The 19,489-nt window shown below is 38.0% G+C and carries 14 protein-coding genes and 1 pseudogene; 2 read left to right on the plus strand and 13 right to left on the minus strand.

Going from position 1 to position 19,489, the window contains the following annotated elements; genetic code table 11:
- Window positions 1-195 precede the first annotated feature (195 nt).
- The 5 genes from rodA to LEP1GSC049_RS214555 all read right to left on the minus strand — a co-directional run bounded on the left by rodA (window position 196) and on the right by LEP1GSC049_RS214555 (window position 6,334).
- Window positions 196-1,701: a rod shape-determining protein RodA gene (gene rodA / locus LEP1GSC049_RS214575; RefSeq protein WP_000801434.1), complete on the minus strand. Its 1,506-nt coding sequence runs from the start codon at window positions 1,699-1,701 to the stop codon at window positions 196-198.
- Window positions 1,688-3,631: a penicillin-binding protein 2 gene (gene mrdA, locus LEP1GSC049_RS214570; RefSeq protein WP_004750619.1), complete on the minus strand. Its 1,944-nt coding sequence runs from the start codon at window positions 3,629-3,631 to the stop codon at window positions 1,688-1,690. The genes rodA and mrdA overlap by 14 nt, the downstream gene beginning before the upstream one ends.
- Window position 3,632: 1 nt before the next feature.
- Window positions 3,633-4,145 (minus strand): rod shape-determining protein MreD, encoded by a 513-nt coding sequence (gene mreD / locus LEP1GSC049_RS214565; protein WP_004750466.1) that lies wholly within the window; start codon window positions 4,143-4,145, stop codon window positions 3,633-3,635.
- Window positions 4,142-5,239 (minus strand): rod shape-determining protein MreC, encoded by a 1,098-nt coding sequence (gene mreC / locus LEP1GSC049_RS214560; protein ID WP_032828102.1) that lies wholly within the window; start codon window positions 5,237-5,239, stop codon window positions 4,142-4,144. Before mreC ends, mreD begins: the two co-directional genes overlap by 4 nt.
- Window positions 5,240-5,311: 72 nt before the next feature.
- Window positions 5,312-6,334 (minus strand): rod shape-determining protein, encoded by a 1,023-nt coding sequence (locus tag LEP1GSC049_RS214555; RefSeq protein ID WP_000575569.1) that lies wholly within the window; start codon window positions 6,332-6,334, stop codon window positions 5,312-5,314.
- Window positions 6,335-6,524: 190 nt separating this feature from the next.
- On the opposite strand from LEP1GSC049_RS214555, the gene LEP1GSC049_RS214550 reads away from it, so the two are divergent.
- Window positions 6,525-8,093 carry a Ppx/GppA phosphatase family protein gene (locus tag LEP1GSC049_RS214550; protein ID WP_004759083.1) on the plus strand — a complete coding sequence of 523 codons (1,569 nt, stop codon included), beginning with the start codon at window positions 6,525-6,527 and terminating at the stop codon, window positions 8,091-8,093.
- A gap of 293 nt (window positions 8,094-8,386) precedes the next feature.
- On the opposite strand, the gene LEP1GSC049_RS07055 is transcribed toward LEP1GSC049_RS214550, so the two are convergent.
- The gene (locus LEP1GSC049_RS07055) at window positions 8,387-8,911 is read right to left on the minus strand and encodes a type VI secretion system tube protein Hcp (RefSeq protein ID WP_004750281.1); all 525 of its coding nucleotides are present in this window, start codon (window positions 8,909-8,911) and stop codon (window positions 8,387-8,389) included.
- 720 nt (window positions 8,912-9,631) lie between these two features.
- On the opposite strand from LEP1GSC049_RS07055, the gene LEP1GSC049_RS214545 reads away from it, so the two are divergent.
- Entirely contained in the window at window positions 9,632-10,339 is a 708-nt protein-coding gene (locus LEP1GSC049_RS214545) for a DNA alkylation repair protein (RefSeq protein WP_004759047.1), read from the plus strand.
- Between the two features lie 219 nt (window positions 10,340-10,558).
- Here the strand turns inward: LEP1GSC049_RS214545 and LEP1GSC049_RS214540 are convergent, their stop codons facing one another.
- From LEP1GSC049_RS214540 to atpD, 7 genes and pseudogenes are all read right to left on the minus strand, one after another.
- The gene (locus tag LEP1GSC049_RS214540) at window positions 10,559-11,692 is read right to left on the minus strand and encodes a hypothetical protein (protein WP_016560818.1); all 1,134 of its coding nucleotides are present in this window, start codon (window positions 11,690-11,692) and stop codon (window positions 10,559-10,561) included.
- A 185-nt stretch (window positions 11,693-11,877) separates the two neighbouring features.
- Entirely contained in the window at window positions 11,878-13,302 is a 1,425-nt protein-coding gene (locus LEP1GSC049_RS214535) for an MBOAT family O-acyltransferase (protein ID WP_016560793.1), read from the minus strand.
- Window positions 13,303-13,313: 11 nt separating this feature from the next.
- Window positions 13,314-15,461 carry a GAF domain-containing protein gene (locus LEP1GSC049_RS214530; protein WP_016560780.1) on the minus strand — a complete coding sequence of 716 codons (2,148 nt, stop codon included), beginning with the start codon at window positions 15,459-15,461 and terminating at the stop codon, window positions 13,314-13,316.
- A gap of 3 nt (window positions 15,462-15,464) precedes the next feature.
- A pseudogene (locus LEP1GSC049_RS214520) lies at window positions 15,465-17,313 on the minus strand (hypothetical protein).
- A gap of 12 nt (window positions 17,314-17,325) precedes the next feature.
- The gene (locus LEP1GSC049_RS214515) at window positions 17,326-17,607 is read right to left on the minus strand and encodes an SLBB domain-containing protein (RefSeq protein WP_002106945.1); all 282 of its coding nucleotides are present in this window, start codon (window positions 17,605-17,607) and stop codon (window positions 17,326-17,328) included.
- A gap of 82 nt (window positions 17,608-17,689) precedes the next feature.
- A complete protein-coding gene (atpC, locus tag LEP1GSC049_RS214510; protein WP_002106944.1) occupies window positions 17,690-18,073 on the minus strand; it encodes an ATP synthase F1 subunit epsilon in 384 nt (127 codons plus the stop codon).
- 5 nt (window positions 18,074-18,078) lie between these two features.
- The gene (gene atpD, locus LEP1GSC049_RS214505; RefSeq protein WP_001032431.1) at window positions 18,079-19,482 is read right to left on the minus strand and encodes a F0F1 ATP synthase subunit beta; all 1,404 of its coding nucleotides are present in this window, start codon (window positions 19,480-19,482) and stop codon (window positions 18,079-18,081) included.
- Window positions 19,483-19,489 lie beyond the last annotated feature (7 nt).

The following is a 19,489-nucleotide window of genomic DNA, read 5'->3' on the forward strand; positions in this document are numbered from 1 at the left end:
TGCGAGGAAACTAAAGCAGAACGCTTTCCTGTATGCAATTTATTGACTAGAGCTAAAGAGCCCGGTCCGGCTTGGTTTTCTTACGCCCTGCTCACGTTAAATTAACAAACTTAGAAAAATTTACACGAATATTAAATATAATGTATCGGTAATAAACTCATTTTTTTAATGCGGATCGAAGACACCCAGAATCTTTTAATTTGCGTGTTTTCTACTTTTGATCGAAAGTATAATTCCAACCGCGGTCATAGACATAACCAAATGGGATCCTCCGTAACTCATAAAAGACAAAGGAATTCCAGTTACTGGCATCAATCCTATCACGATTCCTATATTGATTGCCATATGATAAAAAAGTAATGCTACGATCCCAGACGCTAGTAAGGATCCAAACCGATCCTTACTTTCATAACTGATCTGGAGCCCTCGAAGTGGTATCGAAAATAAAAAGAATAATAAAAATACAGATCCTAAAAATCCGGTTTGTTCCGCCCAGGACGCAAAGATAAAATCCGTGCTGGATTCTGGTACGTGTGGAATTCTTCCTTCTGTCATTTCCGCGTTCATTAACCCTTTTCCGAAAAATCTTCCAGATCCAACCGCAGGTTTAGAAGCTCTTAAATGATAACCCGCACCTTGTTTAAATTCCTCCGGATTTAAGAACGCAGTTAATCGAATGACTTGGTTTTCTCTAAACGGAACCGTTTTCATCACTACAACTGCAGAAATCAGACTGATTCCCAAAATTCCAAGTGGTATATAATATTGTCTTAATGTTTTACTTCCTCTTGCGATTCGAATTCCTACCATCACTATACTCGCAATCAAAAACAAAGCTCCAAAGGTTAAAAGTAATTTTTGATTGGAAAAAATCTTAAAGAAAAATCCTCCTTCCACTTCCACTACCTGATCCACTACTTCTTGCAACGCGTTCAGAGTTTTAGGTGTTAGGTTAGCCGCTTTTACGTCCTTTCCGTCAAGAGCGAGCCATATCTTTCCGCCAAGTCGATTGACCACGGACAAAAGATCGGTCTTTCCGGTTCTTTGTAAAAAATCAGAGATGTCGTTGATCAAAGTTAGTTTAGAATATTCTACAAACATCGGAACCATGAGCGTAATTCCTCCAAACGCAAGCAAGGATCCTATATGCAATATATCTGCTCCTCCTAAAAAGAGCATCGTAAACAAGATCGGTAAAAAAGATACGGCTGTTCCAAAATCTGGCTGTAACAATATAAATATCATTGGAACGATTACGATGATAAACGGAATCGATAAGACCACTAGATTCCTCATATCCTTTTCTTTTAAAACCATGAACTGCCCCAAGAGAATTACAGTGGATAACTTCGCAAACTCAGAAGCCTGAATTCCCACGGGTCCTAGTTTGATCCAAGAGCGCGCGCCCCTTCCTGAAGGTAGATAACCTATTCCGGGAATTAAGGTAATCATCAATAGAAAAACCGTAAACACGTAGATCACGAGAGCATAAGCACCTAACAACTGATAGTTGACTCTAGATACGAAATACATGATCGCAAGCCCAATGATAAAATAAAATAACTGACGATACCATTTTCCGGGTCCGTCTTCAAAATTCACTTCCTGACTGTACAAAGTAGTTACGCTACAAAGTACAACGATTACTACCGAAATCACTAAAAAGTAATCTATCTTTTCTATGGATTTATCTGGCTTCAAGAACTCCCTCCTGTCCTATTTTAGGTTGAGGATTTACTTCTTGCGTTTTTTTGAATGTTCCAGGTGGAAAAGCTGCATGAAACATTTCCCTTGCCACGGGTGCGGCTCCGGCGGCTCCTCCTATCCCGTATTCCACAAAAACAACAACTAACACTTGTTCGCTGGCGGGAGCGTTTGCAGGAGCGTATCCTACGAACCATGCGTGATTGGAACCGGAAGCCCCTCTTCTTCTAGTCTGAGCGGTTCCGGTTTTTCCTGCTATTTCTGGTAAAAACGGCTTGTTCAATACGTGTGCAGCCGTTCCACTTTTTACCACAAGTTTTAATCCTTCTTTAATCGCTTCTGCAGAAGATTGATTGATCGGTATGTCCCTTAAAATTTGAGGTGCGGTTCTATTGATAATAGAATTATCTACCGGATCTCGAATTTCACTTACCACATACGGTTGATAGATCTGTCCTCGGTTGAGCAATCCCATATAAAAAAGAGCCATTCCTATCGGAGTGGTGGAAATAAATCCTTGTCCGATAGAAAGATTGATCGTATCTCCATCAAACCACTTCGTCCCATAAGTTCTTTTTTTCCATGCAGAAGAAGGTACAAAACCGGCGATTTCATCCGGAAGATCCACCTTGGATTTGTTTTCCAATCCAAAAAGTCTGGAATAGTTTAAAATTGCGTCCGATCCTAGTTTGTATCCTAAGTTGTAAAAATATACGGAACAGGATTTTTGTAAAGCATGCGCAAGGTCATTCGTTCCATGTCCTCCCTTTTCCCAACATAAAAATACCTGATCTGGAACTCCTGCAAACGTTGATTTCAATACAAAACTTCCGTTACAAGAGAACGTAGTCTCCGGAGTATATCCTATCTTGTGTTGACTTTCCAACGCGGCAAGAGCGACTAACGTTTTATAGGTGGAAGCGGGTGGAAACTTAGATTTAATCGCTAGATTTAAAAATCCTCCGTTGTCCTTAACTCTTTTAAAATGTGCAGTTCGATCCGCCCTGTTTTTTCCGGAGAGTATGTTCGGATCATAACTCGGATTGGAAACCATCGCCAAAATTTCTCCAGTGGCAACCTTGATGGCGATCGCGGTTCCTCTACTTCCTTTTAGAGCTTTATAAGCAGCGATTTGTATATCCTTGTCTATCGTTAGAACCAGATTGTTTCCAGGAGAAGAATGTTCCACTACACGTTCCTCTTCTATATTTCCTTCGGAACTTCTTTTTTGGATTCTAAACCCGTCTACCCCTCTGAGTTCCGAATCGTATTCTAATTCCAGTCCGTCCTTTCCCAAATACTGATACGATTTAATTTTTCCAGAAACCAGATCGTCCCTAGTAGGTTTTCCGATATAACCGGTCACGTGTGCAAGAGCCGGACCCATTTTGTAGACTCTTCTTGGAGATGGAAGTAAGACGATGTATTTAGATATATTATCAAATACTGATATTCTTTCCTGTTGTGCGGTGCTGATTCCTTCTAAAAGTACGATCGGTTTTTTAGCCTTTAAATTTCTGGAAAAACGGGGTTCGATCAATTCGTCTTGGTAATAAGAAATCGGTATCGAAAGAGTTCTTGCAAATTCTTGAATGAACGCTTTCACGGAAGCGGGATCATACTTAAACAAAGAAGTATTTAATACTACGTCCAAAGAAGAGTAGTTTGATACAAGCGCCATAGAAGTTTCTGGCGTGAGAAAATTTCGATCAAACATTTGGCCCCTAGCCGCGGGCATAATTTCGCTTTTTCGAACGAACTTTTCCGCCTTAAGGGCGTTATCCGTTCCGTTTAAAATCTGTAGATTGAATAACTGAAATATAAACGCGGCAAGAGCAAATACCACAAGTCCGGAAAAGGTATAAAGACGAAGTCTAAAATTTTTTTCAAGTCGGTATTCCGACGCAGACTGGGCTCCGCCTAACAATTTATGCGTCCCCCATATGATCCAATTGATAGATCCAAGTCAGAGCGTAAAAAAAAGCAGGTGCAATGAGCGCGTTAAACAAAGAAGTGAAAAATAAGGAATAACTCATATTCTCATGAAAGAATAAGGAAAACAGATAATACGTGGCCAGTCTGGTGATAAACGTAATCAATAAAGAATAGATCGTAATCGATAGATAATTTTCGTGATAAGCGGAACGCGCAAATTTTCCGACCAGATAACCAATCAGACAGAAGGTCAAAGAATGAAGCCCGATCTTATACGTGACTACATTCCCTGCGGAAATTTCTCCTCCTAGTCCCGAATCGGTCAAAAGACCTCCGAAAAATCCAATCCAGAGCCCATAGAGTGGTCCCCTTCTTAGCGCAAAAAAAAGTACAAGTAAAATCATAAAGTCCGGTTTGATCGCCGAACCAATTTCAAATAAATTCGAGCCGTTTAAAAAATGAGCGATTAAGATTCCGATCGCGATTACGAGTTTTTCTAAGATCATTGCAAATCTTCCTCGTTCGGAGTAGACGGTTGGTTTTTAGTTTCGTTTGTCTGCGTCTGATTCGCGTTAGGTGTTTTAGTTTGATTCTCTTTTAGACGATCCTCTCCCGGAAAATTCAATTCTCCAAAATAAGGATTTTCGATCGTGATATTTTGTCCTTCCGGCCAAGTTTCCAGCCATTTCTCAGGAAGTTTGAGAAGGATCGTAACACTCTCTAACATTTCAAATCGTACAAAAGGTTTTAAATAAGCACTTTTGAAACTTCCGTTTCGAGGCCCTTCTTCCGTGATAATTCCGACAGGAATCCCTGAAGGAAATACCCCACCTCCTCCGGATGTATAAACCGGTTTCCCAATTTTACTTAAAGACTCCGTATATTGAATCATCTCACTCGGTCCCATCGGATATTCTCCAAACACTCTAGGATCAATGATGATTCCGCTATCTATATAATTTAAAAGCGTTTCGGTTCCTCTTCCTGAATTTCCGGATAAATTAGCCCATAGATTTGTATCCGGCATCGATATTCCCATGTTGAAATTGGAATTGATGAGCGGTTGGACCACCGCAGAACCTCCGGTCACTGCAATTACTTTTCCTACAAGCGCTTCTATAATCGCTCCCTTTTGATCTACCGCTCTTGCGGTCACAGGCATATAAGGTTTGATTCCGGAATCGGAACCCTTGTCTATGATAATCGTTCTATAAATAGAATTGAGACGAACAGATAATACTTCCGCCTTGAGACTAGAATATTTTTGTCTGCTATGGAACTTGAGTTCTTTTCTAAGTGCGTCGTTTTCCCGATTCGCCTTTTCCAAATCCTGTGGAAGCAACTTATAGTCTTCCATAACGGCAACACAAGAATCCCTTTCTTTACGTATGGTTTCAAAAGATTCCAACTTATTATAAGCACCTTTGAAAAATCCACCGAAAGAATCGATAGAGCCGGATACCACGTCTCCTACTCTTTGAAAACTGGCGATCCCTCGAACAATTACATTACTTCGAAAGGTTAAAGATAAAATGGAAAATAAAATACAAAAAAGGAGAGAAAGAGTCTCTTTACTTCGACTGAGTTGAAACCATAACATCGATTCTTCCTTTTCTCTCGAATCCGTTCCGAACAAACTCGTTCGAAACGTTAGCGAATTTCAACCGATTTCTTAACGTATACCGGGTTTGATATACTTCAACTCGTCCAGATATTTTCCGGTTCCGAGTACCACACAGGTAAGAGGATTTTCCGCACGAAAGACCGGGACTCCAGTTTCTTTGGAAAGATACATTTCCAATCCTCTTAAAAGACATCCACCACCAGTTAAAACAATTCCTCTTTCTACTATATCCGATGCAAGTTCAGGAGGTGTTCTTTCTAAAACTCTTTTGATTCCATCTAAAATTTCGTCTGTAGGTTCTTTGAGTGCTTTACGAATTTCGTTCGATTCCAGTTCTAAGGTTCTAGGAAGTCCTGAAATCGCGTCCCGTCCACGAACTTCCATCGTTTCTGCCTTTTTTTCCGGAAATGCGTTTCCTATGGTGAGTTTTATATCTTCCGCGGTTCTTTCTCCCACCACTAAGTTATATTGATTTCGGAGATATTTGATGATTGCTTCGTCAAATTCGTCCCCTCCGGTCCGAATGGATTCCGCAATCACCATTCCACCTAACGAAATGACTGCGATTTCGGTCGTACCACCGCCTATGTCTACGATCATATTTCCTGCAGGTTCGTTGATCGGTATGTTGGCGCCGATCGCCGCAGCAAGAGCTTCTTCGATCAAGAAAATTTCTCTCGCACCTGCTTGTTCTGCTGATTCACGCACAGCGCGTCTTTCTACTTCTGTAATTCCGGACGGAACTCCGATCACAATTCTAGGTTTTACGAATGTAGTGCGGTTATGCACCTTTGCGATAAAATAACGAATCATTTTTTCGACGGTTTCAAAATCTGCAATCACACCGTCTTTCATCGGACGGATGGCGACGATTTCTCCTGGAGTACGTCCTAACATCCGTTTTGCTTCTTGCCCTACAGCAAGAACTTTACCAGTGGCAGCGTGGACCGCAACAACGGAGGGCTCGGATAAAACGATCCCTTGTCCTTTAACATGCACCAGTGTATTTGCCGTTCCTAAATCGATTCCCATATCGTTAGAAAACAGGGCATAGAGATTATCAAAGATCATTTCAGGTACCTTTCAACCGCGAAGGTTTTTGTCTTTATTATCTGCTCAGAGTTGAAAATTCTTCAGAATTTTCTTCGTCGGACAGGTTTCAATAATTTCAACGCTTTGGTTCCCGGCAACCTCAAAACAAAAAATTCAGAAAACAAATTAAGCTGGATTCGATTTTAGTAGCAAAGCATTCTGTTCAACCATGGTTGAAGAAAAACCTCTCGCCGCCATCGACCTTGGCACAAATTCATTTCACATGATCATCGTTCGAGTTCGAACAAATGGAACTTTCGAAGCCATCGCTAGAGAAAAAGAATCAGTTCGCTTAGGTAATAGGTTGCAAGAAAACGGTCCGATCGATCCGGAATCGTTTCGTAGAGGAATCGATTGTCTAAAAAGATTTAAAATCTTAGCAGAAAATGCAGGAGCAGAGATCAGAGCCGTTGCCACAAGTGCACTGAGAGAAGCTTCCAATCAAGAAGACTTTTTAGAAACCGCGTATCAAGAAGCGGGTATATCCATCGACGTAGTAAGTGGTTATGAAGAAGCTCGTCTAATCTATTTTGGAATTCTTCAGGGAATTCCAGTTTTTGATCGAAAAATCATGATGATCGATATAGGAGGTGGAAGTACTGAGATCTTAGTAGGTCATAGAGGAAATATTTTATTCTCTAAAAGTTTTAAACTGGGAGCCATTCGACTTTCAGAAAAATTTTTTAAAGAAGAAACTCTTTCTAACTCGGATGTTCGTAAATGTAGACTTTACATCGAAGAAATGCTTCTTCCTTTTCGAAAGATTCTCAGAGATTTAAAACCGGATTTAGTAGTAGGTTCCTCAGGAACGATACAATCGATTGCAGGTATGATTTTAGCTTCCAGAGGAGAAACAGAAGAAATCTCTTTAAACAATTTTTCATTTACTTCTTCCGAATTTAAAAAAATCCGCAATTTGATTTTAGAAGCGGACACTTCTAAAAAAAGATCCAAGATCCCTGGTTTAGATAGTAAACGAGCAGACATCATCGTTGGGGGAACTTTGATTTTAGAAGAGATTTTTGATCTTGCAAACGTTCCCGCTTTGACCGTTTCCGAATTCGCTCTTCGAGAAGGGATCGTATATGATACAATTCGCAAGTGGGAACACTTCGAAAACACGGAACATTCCAAACACCTTGACGACATCCGTCAAACAGCAGTTCATAATTTTATGAAATCTTTTTCTAGGGACGAGGAATTTTCAAAACACGTCGCTGAATTAAGTCTTCAGATCTTTGATCAATTAAAAAGTCTGCATAAACTGGGTCAGGAGCAAAGAGAACTTTTAGAAGCCGCATCTCTTTTACACGAAATCGGTCAATCTATTTCTCATTCCGCCTATCATAAACATAGTTATTATATGATCCGAAATTCGGAAATGCTTCTGGGTTTTACTTTTTTAGAAATTGAAATCATCGCCTTGACCGCTCGTTATCATAGAAAGAATACTCCTAAAGTTAAACACAGAGAATTCAACAAACTTGCGGAAAAAAATCAAAACTTAGTATGCCAACTTTCAGCGATCCTAAGAATCAGTTCTGCTTTGAATCGAAACCGAGGCGGACTAGTTTCTTCGGTTATTTGTAAAATCGAAAAAAATCAGATCCGTTTTATTTTAGAATCCGACAAGGGCTACGATCCTTCTTTGGAAATTTGGGCAGCGGAAGAACAAAAGATCGCTTTTGAAGAAACCTTCGGCTATTCGGCAGAATTTATATCGGGGAATTCAAGATAAAAGTTGTTCTTCTTTTCTACTATAAATTGTGATCGACCGTTTTTTTTCACATTCAATCAAAAAGATTTTCAGCACAACTTTATTCGTTCAAAATAAATTCACTTTGAAATAGAATTAGTACAAATCGTACTGTAGAATATTCTAATTTTCTTAATCCTTTTTTATTTAGAAAATGTATTAAAAATGAACTTGTTGAAAAAAAAGTCCATCATTCACAGATCAAATTAGTAGTTTTGTCTATAGCGCGTTTTACGCTTGTGAAAACAAGCGTAAGCGAGTTTAAGTATCGGTTCCTAATTTTTAGGAACTTTACCTGTAAATGTTTTTGTTTCCAATTTTCCGTTAGAAGAAGGGGCGGTAACGGAATATCGAATAGAATCGAAAATGAAGGTTATATTTTCAATAGGTCGGTCCCCTCCTCCACTTACGTTGACACTAGTGACCACTACATTGATTAGTTGAACTTCTAGAGCTTTGTAAGTAGATGGACCGTTTTTACTTTTTTGATAGTAGGTTAAGGTTATTTCCGGAATCGTTTCTCCGCGTGTGCATTTTTCCAACAAATATGCGGAATGTAAATCCACGAATCTTGAAATCGTATAATCCTGATAAACCGGCCGATAAGTAGGCCCCTCCGCCATAAGAGGCATAGATACCCCATGGTTATAATTAAGAACCTCAAATTGTATTTTATCTCCTTCCTTTGGAGTGGAAGAATCCGTAATTCTCAAAATGAGTTTATTGACGAGGTCAATTTCTTCCGCATTCAAAGGAAAGATCAATAAGAACGTAACTAAAAAACAAACAATTCTTAACATTTTAATTCTCCATAAAAATAGATTCATAAGTTCATGTAGGATTTCCTAGAACGTTTTCACAAATATACGTTTAACAATCCAATGGAAACCGAAGTCATTTTTTTATTCGATTTTTTTTGCAATCAAAAGATATATTTTATTTTTGTCGGTAAAAATTTGATTCCTGAAATGAACTTTATATCGTTTTATTTAGATTTTGTCCTAAAACCTAAACACCGATCCATAGAGAGGTGTTTGCTTTAGTTACTTCGAGCGACTATAGAAGCGAGACTCTTTAGTTTTACAAAAATGTGGGAACTCATACAAAAATCATAATAACAAAAGAATGTTAAGAAACTATAAATCATTTCAATACAACGGTTTTTGTGGGAACTACCACTTTTTATTGAGAATTCAAAAACGATTAATTCTAAAATTTTGGGACAGGCCCTTTATTATCTACGAAAATCATTTTTTAGACAACGTGTTGAAATCAAATTTGTATGCATCGAAAAACGTAGGAGTTCCCACAAAATAAAGAATATTTGTTCCGACAAACTAACTTGATTTTAAAAATATCTTTCAAAAAGAAAGTGCAAATGAAATTCTGGTCGATCCAAGAACCAATTTTTCGTTCCTACATTCAAAAATGAAATACAAACATTTCCAACATAACATTATCAGAAAGCCTCCATCCTTTGAAGGTGAATTAAAAATATTCAAAAAATAGGATATACTAATATGACTATAGAACAAATCATGAAAGATTTAGAAAAAATGGGAACACCATCTGTCAAAAAAATATTCATTAATCACGGAGCAAAAGAGCCACTCTTCGGAGTTAAGATAGCTGATCTCAAAAAAATCCAGAAAAAAATCAAAAAGAACAATGAGATTTCATTAGAACTTTATAAAACTCTAAACGCAGACGCTATGTATCTCGCAGGACTAATCGCAGACGAAAAAAAAATTCAGAAAAAAGACCTGCAGTTTTGGGTAAAAAACTCCACTTCTCCTATGATCAGCGAATATACAATCGCTTGGATCGCGGCGGAAAGTAAACACGGTTTAGAACTTGCAAGAGAATGGATCGAATCGGAAAAAGAAAGTATCTCTTCTTCCGGATGGAACACTTTCTCCAGTTTGTTATCGATCCTTCCAAACGATCAAATTGATTCTAAAGAAATTTCCAAACTACTTAAAAGAGTAGAATCTAAAATTCATAAATCTCAAAACCGAGTAAAGTATTGTATGAACGGATTTGTAATCGCAGTCGGAGGTTTTTATCCTCCTCTTTTTAAAGAAGCTTTAGAAGTTGCCAAAAAAATCGGAAAAGTAGAAGTGATGATGGGTGAAACTGCCTGCAAAGTTCCGAGTGCTCCAGAAACTATTTTAAAGATAGAGAAAATGGGGAAAATAGGAAATAAAAAAAAGACGGCTCGCTGTTAAGTCCAAATTTAGAATCACATAGAATGATGAAAATCCTTCTGATGTAAATTGGAAAGAATGGAACTTGAACTTCCTTCGAAAAAAAGTAAAAGGGAATTATAAATTTTTATAATTTTGCAAGAACCACTATTCAGATATACATAATAAAATACTAATATTTTGTACGAAAACAGTATGATCAACATAAACTGTATTCAGTTTTATAGAGATCGTTAACCATCAATTAAGATTAAAAATTTTTTCCGCTAACTTTGGGACGAACTTCTTCATTCCACAAGTATTCAAGTGAGTATAATCACCAAAATCACTCTGCTCAAACAAAGAACGTTCAACCTTCCAATAGGAAATTTTTTCTTTCATAAGAATCGATTCCCAAAGAGACATCAGAATAAGCGTCGAAATTTCCTTTTCAAAATCGGGGCGAAACGGAATAGAAATGGCCAAAATCGGAATATTTTGAGACTTCAGATAAGAAAATAATTCTTCCCAAGCGTTTAAAGAAGAGACTCTTGTTTTATGTAAAGCAGCTTCTGCGTTTGGAGGAAGAGGAATCGGATTTTCATTTGGAACACATACACCGTCGTAGGGCAACTCTTTTCCCCAATCCAAGTATCCTTTATTTTTTGAATATTCTATTTCTATAAATTTATTTTTATTTAAATTAAATCTCCATTTTTCAATTGGATTTCCGGAGAGAAGGCTATCAATTTTTTTTTCAGAATAACTAAATTCGTCTCCTTCTCCTATAATCTTCAGTGTTGTAGAAACGGACGCATTCAAACGCAAAAAAGGAAATATCCTTCCTAAAAGATAATAAAGTCCCGAAGAAACATTCTTCAGATAAAAATTTCTAAAAATCTTTTTTATAAAAATCTCAGAATGAAAAGAATCATAGTTCAATTCTAGACTTCTGTGAGCACTCGCCACGTCCATATCCGCAACCGAAAAAACGGAACCGTTTACGATCACTAAATAAGGTTTGGTTTTTATCTTTCGTTCATATTCTTTCCACCGTAACAACATTCCTTCCGGTTGTTCGGATGGTCTGGGCAAAAACCAAATGGGACGACCGATTTTTATTTCTAATTCTTGCGGATGAATCCCGGAAAGTATCTGACTATCTCCTAGAAATACAATTGGCGCTTCCCGGTTTAAATCGGATTTAGTATATAAAAAAGAATTTAAATGAGATAATCGATCGTATAAAAAAGAATTTTTTTCCTGAAGAAATAGTAGATATGGAAATAAGATAAATTGAAAGATTATGATCAGTAGAAAACAAATGATCCATCCAAAAATTTTATTTCTTACAAAATTCAAATAAAAACCAGATATAACATTTATTTTTTTCAAAGTAAAACCTTTAAATCTTACGTTACTAAAAATATTATTTTTTTATAATATAATCGTTTAAAATTTCATATCTAACATTAACAAAACGAAATTATTCGTTCATTTTAACGGATAAAAATAAAAGAAAATTAACTTTTCAACAACTCGACAAGGTCATATTTTTTTTAAAAAATTTTGGAATCATCTTAAAACTGAAAATAAAAGAATTCCTTTTTTTCAAAAATTCCAAAAAGACAAAATAAAACACCAATCCCAAAAGAAAACAAAATCCAACTAGATTGTTTTACAACTATTTTCTCTAAAAATAAATCGGTCCCTCCCCAAACGATCATCCAAAATTCCACACAAAACAAAGGAAATAAAAGAAAAAACAATTTAGCTGCAAACACGGAATTCCAGTAAAATCCTCCAAATGTATTTTCCACCAAACCCCAAAGTTCACCCGGAGAATGCACCTGAAATAAAAGCAACCCAAAGGCAAACATCCAAAACGTCAAAAAAATTCCGATTAGTTTTATAGAATATTTTAAAATTTTAATATTATTATCAACTAAATCTAAAAAGTATTTTCGAATCAGATTATAGAATACAACTTGCAGACCACAATAAAATCCCCATATCAAATATCCGTATGTGGCTCCGTGCCAAAGCCCTCCTAAAATCCAGACGATCATCAAATTTACGTTTTGACGAAACAAAGAAATTCTATTTCCACCTAACGGAATATAAAGATAGTCCCTTAACCAAGTAGAAAGAGAAATATGCCATCGTTTCCAAAACTCGGAAGGATTGGACGAGATAAAAGGAAAATTGAAGTTCAACGAAAGCCTAAAACCTAACATCTTTGCAAGCCCGCGCGCGCCATCCGTGTATCCACTAAAATCAGCGTAAACCTGAAACGCAAAAGAGAAGGCGATCCAAAATGTCATACCGGAAGGAAGAGACATTCCAGGTTCCATCACCTTATTTGTAAAAAACAAAAGATGATCTCCTATAAACACCTTTTTGAATATTCCCCAAAAAAATAGAATTGCTCCGGAAACAAAACCGTTTTGATCTACTACTCGTTCCTTTTCAATCTGAGGCAATAAGGAATCCGGTCTTTCAATAGGTCCGGCTAACAACAACGGAAAGAATAAATCATAAACTCCAAAACGAATAAAATTGGAACAAGGAATTATTTTTTTGGATCGAATATCCGATAGATAACTGATATTGTGAAACGTATAAAAGGAAATTCCTATCGGTAATAAAATTTCTGGAACGGGAAGAATTGAAGATGGAAACAAAACTCCTAAAGAATCATTCCAAATACTTAAGAAAAATAGAATATACTTAAAAAAGATTAGAATTCCAAGATTCAAAACAATTAAAAAAACAAAGATCCGTTTTCCACGAATTTCAGCAGACGTTTTACCAAGCCAAATTCCCCCTGCAAAATTCAAGGAAATACAAAAGAGCAAAAGTAAAACCATCTCCGGTTTCCAATAACCGTAAAAAAACAAACCTCCACAAAATAAAAGACGGTTCTGCCCCTTCAAACCGAGGCGAAAATAGATCAGACAAAAACCTATAAAAAAAAGGAGAAAATTCAGAGAATTGAATAACATTCTCTATCGATCTAAGACTCTTCGAGTAATTCTAAAATTCTTTCTTTTTCTTTTGTATCCGCAGGATAACAAAGAGTATGTTGCACAACGGAGGTCTGAAAATCCTTGGACCTACGATCCACTTCAACAAGACGATTTTTAATTTTACGAATGAGAACTTGTGTTTCTTCCCGATCCTTTCCATCCACAATCATCGCGTATTTTCCCTGTCCGATCCGATAATGAAAATCCACTTCAGATAAATTATCTTGGATGGCCTTTCTAAGTTCCTCACTGTAATTTACAAAAAATCCGGAACCTTTTAATTTCACCATTCTAGATACATTCTGAATTTTGAATATAGTTAGACTAAAACAATTTCCTAGTCTGGTCGATTTCAAAATCATCTCTTCTATTTTTTCCTCAACCGGACTGAACGGATCTTTAAATACCGAATCCCTTTCTTGAACGAGCAATAAATTAGAAAAAACGGGCGCAAGAACTTCTGAAATTCCGACGGCAGTTTCTCGATCGGAATCAGTCCAAGGAACTTCAGTTTCATGAACGATCCACATTCCAACAAGCCAATGTAGATTGATCAAAGGGATCACTATAAAATCAGTCATAAGTCCAAGTTCGTCATTGGATAATTTCTGTACAAGCTCGGGATGTTTTCTAAAATTTTCGATTCTAAACACACCTGGAATGTTAGAGACAATTCCTACGATCGAACTTTCCAAAGGGAGTCTAAAACTTCCTACGTGTTCCGGAGTGAGTAAATTGGAAGCGAATACTCGGAATTCGTTTTTGTTTTCCAAAATCATAAACGTAGCGCGACGAACTTTTAATTCTTCTCGAAACGCAGAAAATAATTTATCATAGGCTTCGTCCATACTACGGACGGAAGAAAAATCCCTAGCAAGCGAAATGATCAACTCGTTGGAGCGAACCGTTTCTTTTAGATTTTGATTTTCCTGATGAAGTAGTTCAGTATCGTAAATTCTTTTATATACGGAACCGGCGATTTCCCCGATGATCTTTAAAAATTCAAGATCTTCGATCGTATAATCTTCTCCGCTGATCGTTTTACCTAAAAGAATGATTCCAAAAAATTCTTCAGTGGTTCTAATCGGAACTAGAAGTTCAGCTTCCGATTGTTGGATAATCTCTCGTTCCTTAGCAGGAAGAGCCAGTTTTAAAAGTTCCTTGGCATAAAGAACCGATCCTGCGTTATGCACCGCGTGATAGATTTCCTCTTCCGAAGAAATAGTCCATTCTTGATTGAAGTTCTCACCTTGGTAATCTTCCAAACGAAAAAAATCTTGATTTCCATTCTTAGAAGAAAAAATCCCAATCGATTCGGAACCTATTTGTCCCATAATAGAAAACAACAGATTTTCAAAAAAGTTCGCAAAGTCTGTAGAGATTCCTATCTCCTTACTAATTTCAAAAACGGAAATATAATTCTCCAATTTTTTTCGAGAAGCAATCTGAAGATCTATAGGAGAAGTAGCAAAATTAGAATCGTCGTCAAATAAAAATCCGTTCTTTTCGGAATCGGAAACGTTCGGATCTTTTTTAGGAAGAGTTCGACGTGCCTCCTGTTCTGCTTCTTTAACCCAATCGTCGAAAGGAGCCTCTTCCAAGGATGTCATATCGTCATTAGACGATATATCGTCTAACGTTTCTTTTTTATCCTGGTCTTGTATCGAAAGTTGATCGGAATCTAAGACTCTTGGATCTGTAGACTCCGGGTCCGTTGTTTCATCTTCAAAAAGGTCATCTATAGTAATATCATTTTCGTCTTGCGATAATTCCTGTGAATCAATTTCGTCAAAGTCTGAATCTTTTTCGATAGAGTTTTCGGAAATAGAAGTATCAAACTCTTCTTGTTCGTTTGTATCCAAGGAAATTTCGTATAACTCAGGAATAGAAAATTCCTCAGAATCGGATTTTTCAGAGGAAGTCTGTAATTCATTTTCAAAAGGTGGAACCGGGATAGCTGCCTCTTCTACGAGTTCCTTTCTCATACCAAGTGCTTTTTGTAAAAAGCTCGGTTTACGCTGAAACGTTTCGGATTTTTTGAGCAGCGACTTTTTTACTTCTCCAGAAGACGTCGAAGCGGAAATTCCAGACGAATCCGATCGGACTAACTTACTGACTCTTTCCAGTAATCCCATCGGTCATACACCGATCTGATTCATTAGTTTTTTATAAAGTTCGAAATAATCGGAACGAGAAAATTCTCGAATAAGGTCATCCGGCAGATTGCCTAACAATTCGTCCAAATACGTCATGATACGTTTCATTTCGTCCTTAGAAGGAACGTCTTTTCCGGCAATAGCTTCCGTTTGATCGGGGGTTTTACGCAGCTCTTCAATTGGAGAAGGTTCTTCTTCGTCCGCGTATTCGTCCAATACGATGACCATTTCTTGGTCTTTTACAGACTCCAACGTAGGAACAATTTTAGAAACTTGCTCTTCTTTCAAAACATCTTCATCAATCGAATCAAAAGCGTCCAAATCCGAAACCGGCGGAAGTTCCCCTAAGATTTCAGTTAAATCCTCTTCCGTTTCTACTTCCGGTATGTTTGATCCAATTTTCTGTTCTTCCGGCTCTTCATTTTCATCTGTGAGAATATGATCCAACTCATCTAAAGAAAGTGCAATCGGTTCATTAGAGTCTTCCTCTTCTAAAGAAATCTCAGAGGGTTCTGATGTAGGAGAATCCAAATCTGCCAAGTCACTTGGTTCTTCCGACGTGATAAGTTCTTCATTTTCATCTGTGAGAATATGATTCAAGTTCTTCATCAGAAAGTGCAATCGGTTCGTTAGAGTCTTCCTCTTCTAAAGAAATCTCAGAGGGTTCTGATGTAGGGGAATCCCAATCGATTGACTCTGCCAAATCACTTGGTTCTTCCGACGTGATAAGTTCTTCATTTTCATCTGTGAGTAAATTACCAAGTTCTTCGTCAGAAAGTGCAATCGGTTCGTTGGAGTCTTCCTCTGTAATTGAGCTTTCAAAATCATTTGTAGGAAGTTCAAAATCTTCAAAAGACAGGGAGTCTTCCTCCGATAAAACGGGACTCACAATTTCTTCTAATTCGTGTTCTGGAAGAGAAATTTTTTCCTCTTTTTCAAAATCTCCAAACAAAGAAGAACTAGAAATTTCATCCGAAGACAATAAGTTAGACTCCTGTTCAACCGGAAGAGAAAAATCTTCATTTTCTACGTGAGTGATAAAATCAGGTAAATCATCATCCGAAGCGGCTGTGGACGTATTGAGTATATTATCTAGTTCATCCCCGGAAAGTGCAATCGGAACGTCCTCTTCATCTAAAAAGGCATCCGCTTCTCCGGAAATTGCGCCTAACATAGATTCAGCTATATTTTCTTCCTCAATTTCAGAATCTACAGAGGTAGAAATAAAGTCGGGAAGATCGTCTTCGACAGCAGGAACAATTTCTCCTAATTCAGTTTCGGATAACGCGATTGGACCTTCTTCATCACCTAAAGAATCGTTTTCCTGATAAGGTACTTCATTTTGATCTGACAATTCGAACTCTTCTAAATCTTCCGATCCAAAACTGAACGCATCCGGTTCCTCGGTTAAAGAATTGTCCAATTCGGAAAAATCGATTCCGTCGTCAGGTGCAGAGTCTCCAGGAATAAAAAAGGAATCATCGGATTCTAAATTAGAAATTTCTGATATAGCGGGAATGTCGTTTATATCCAATAACTTGTCTATTTCCGCGTCTACGAGAGGATCTGTTAATTCCAAATCCAAAGTATCTTCCAAATTAAAATTTACGGAACCAGTCGTTTCTTCAGGATGAAATACGAAATCGTTTTCAAAACTAGAAGGGTATTCCTCCCCTGAGCTAGCTATAAGACTTTCCAAAGGATCCGGGTTTATACTCAGATTTTCAGGCTCGGAAGAAAGTATAGAATCGAATTGTAATTCGTCCATACCGACATTGCGACCTTCCTCGTGTGAATTGTCGTCCTTGACCATTTCGTAATCTTCCGCCATATTCCTATAACATCATTCTTTCAATTCGATCGTCTGTCCGTCCAAAATTTCCCGATCGAGGTTTAGTTCCAGTACAGAAGGTTTTTTTAAACCTCCCGCCAGACGAACCAAGTCATCCAAAGTATCTCCTTTATGAAGACGATAAACTCCTGGATGAACAACATTTCCGCGAATCGACGCGGAAATAGATTCAGACTGGAATCTGTTTCGTATCTGTTCCCGGTTTTTTCGTAATAAAAAACCTACGCTTAAAAATAAAACTATTCCTGCGAAAACACGAATTGTAGTTTTCATAAATAATTATTCCCAGATCTCCATTGTATTCGGAGAAAAGGGAATCCTTGCTACTATTTTCGGAAATTCACACCCCTAAAAGTTAGCGGGATGCGACTAAAATTCGAGTTTTTGTTTTTTGGAGGAAAAGATTTTTAGAATCGGATGGAGGAAGTTTTTCCGCTTCTACTAAATTCTTTTTTTCGACTTCTAAATCGATATCTTCTTTGAGAGCACCATGGTCCGTAAGAATGCTGATGGAATTATCTTTTACTTCGATAAATCCTCTTTCTATAGACAATACCTTTAACTTTTCTCCTTTTCGGATTTCTAAAATGCCGATTCCCAAAGTGGCGACCAAAGGAGCGTGATCCGGAAGGATTCCAAAAAATCCTTCACTTCCTGGAACGATCAGAGAATCCACTTCCCCCTTATAGAGAATCTTTTCAGGGGAAATCACGGATACTTTGAGTTTATTCGCGGACATTCGCGTTATCCTTTATAACCTTTTGCCTTTTCGATGGCGTCGTCTATAGAACCAACCATATAAAAAGCTTGCTCTGGAAGGTGATCGTAATTTCCAGAAATCACTTCTTTAAAAGAACGAACCGTATCCGCAAGTTTCACGTATTTCCCAGGGGCTCCTGTAAAAACCTCTGCCACGTGAAAAGGCTGAGAAAGAAACTTTTCGATCTTTCTCGCTCTGGCTACGAGCACTTTATCGTCTTCGGAAAGTTCGTCCATTCCCAAAATGGCAATAATATCTTGTAAATCTTTATACCTTTGCAGGATTCTTTGAACTTCTCGGGCTACTAAATAGTGTTCTTCTCCAAGAACCTGAGCATTCATCACGCGAGAAGTGGAATCAAGCGGGTCAACCGCTGGATAAATCCCTTTATCAGAAATAGCACGAGAAAGAACCGTAGTTGCATCCAAGTGAGCAAATGCGTTCGCAGGAGCCGGGTCGGTCAAGTCGTCTGCAGGAACGTAAATCGCCTGGACGGAAGTGATCGATCCTTTTTTAGTAGATGTAATCCTTTCTTGAAGCGCACCCATTTCGGTAGAAAGTGTAGGCTGATACCCCACCGCAGAAGGCATTCTTCCGAGAAGAGCAGAAACTTCCGAACCAGCTTGCGAAAAACGGAATATATTATCCACGAACAGAAGAACATCGGTTCCAATAGAATCACGAAAATGTTCCGCCATGGTAAGAGCGGATAACGCAACCCGAAGACGAGCGCCCGGAGGTTCGTTCATCTGACCATAACAAAGTACAGTTTTATCGATTACTCCAGATTCCTTCATTTCTCTCCAGAGATCGTTTCCTTCGCGGGTTCTTTCTCCCACTCCGGCAAATACGGAAAATCCACCGTGTTGTTTTGCGATGTTGTTGATTAATTCCTGAATGAGAACCGTCTTACCTACTCCGGCACCTCCAAAGAGTCCTGTCTTTCCACCTTTGATGTAAGGAGCGAGGAGATCGATGACCTTAATTCCGGTTTCGAATACTTCTGTTTTAGAAGTAAGTTCGTCGAAAGAAGGAGCGGCTCTGTGAATCGGACGGGTTTCTTTTACAGTAATAGCGGGACCTTCATCAATGGTTTTACCTAAAACGTTGAAAATTCTTCCGAGTGTCGCGTCCCCTACAGGAACACTGATCGGTTTTCCTGTGTTGGAAACTTCTTGTCCTCGGATCAGACCGTCCGTGGAAGAAAGTGCAATCGCGCGAACCGCTTTTCCTCCTATATGGGTTTGGACCTCAGCGATGATCGTTTCTTTTTTTCCGGAAACGTTCGTTTCGATTTCCAATGCGTTATAAATTTCTGGAAGTTCTCCGTTCTCAAATTCGATATCCAAAACGGAACCGATGATCTGTTTGATTTTACCTTTATTCATCCAAGTC

The sequence above is a fragment of the Leptospira kirschneri serovar Cynopteri str. 3522 CT genome (assembly GCF_000243695.2).
Classification (GTDB): domain Bacteria; phylum Spirochaetota; class Leptospiria; order Leptospirales; family Leptospiraceae; genus Leptospira; species Leptospira kirschneri.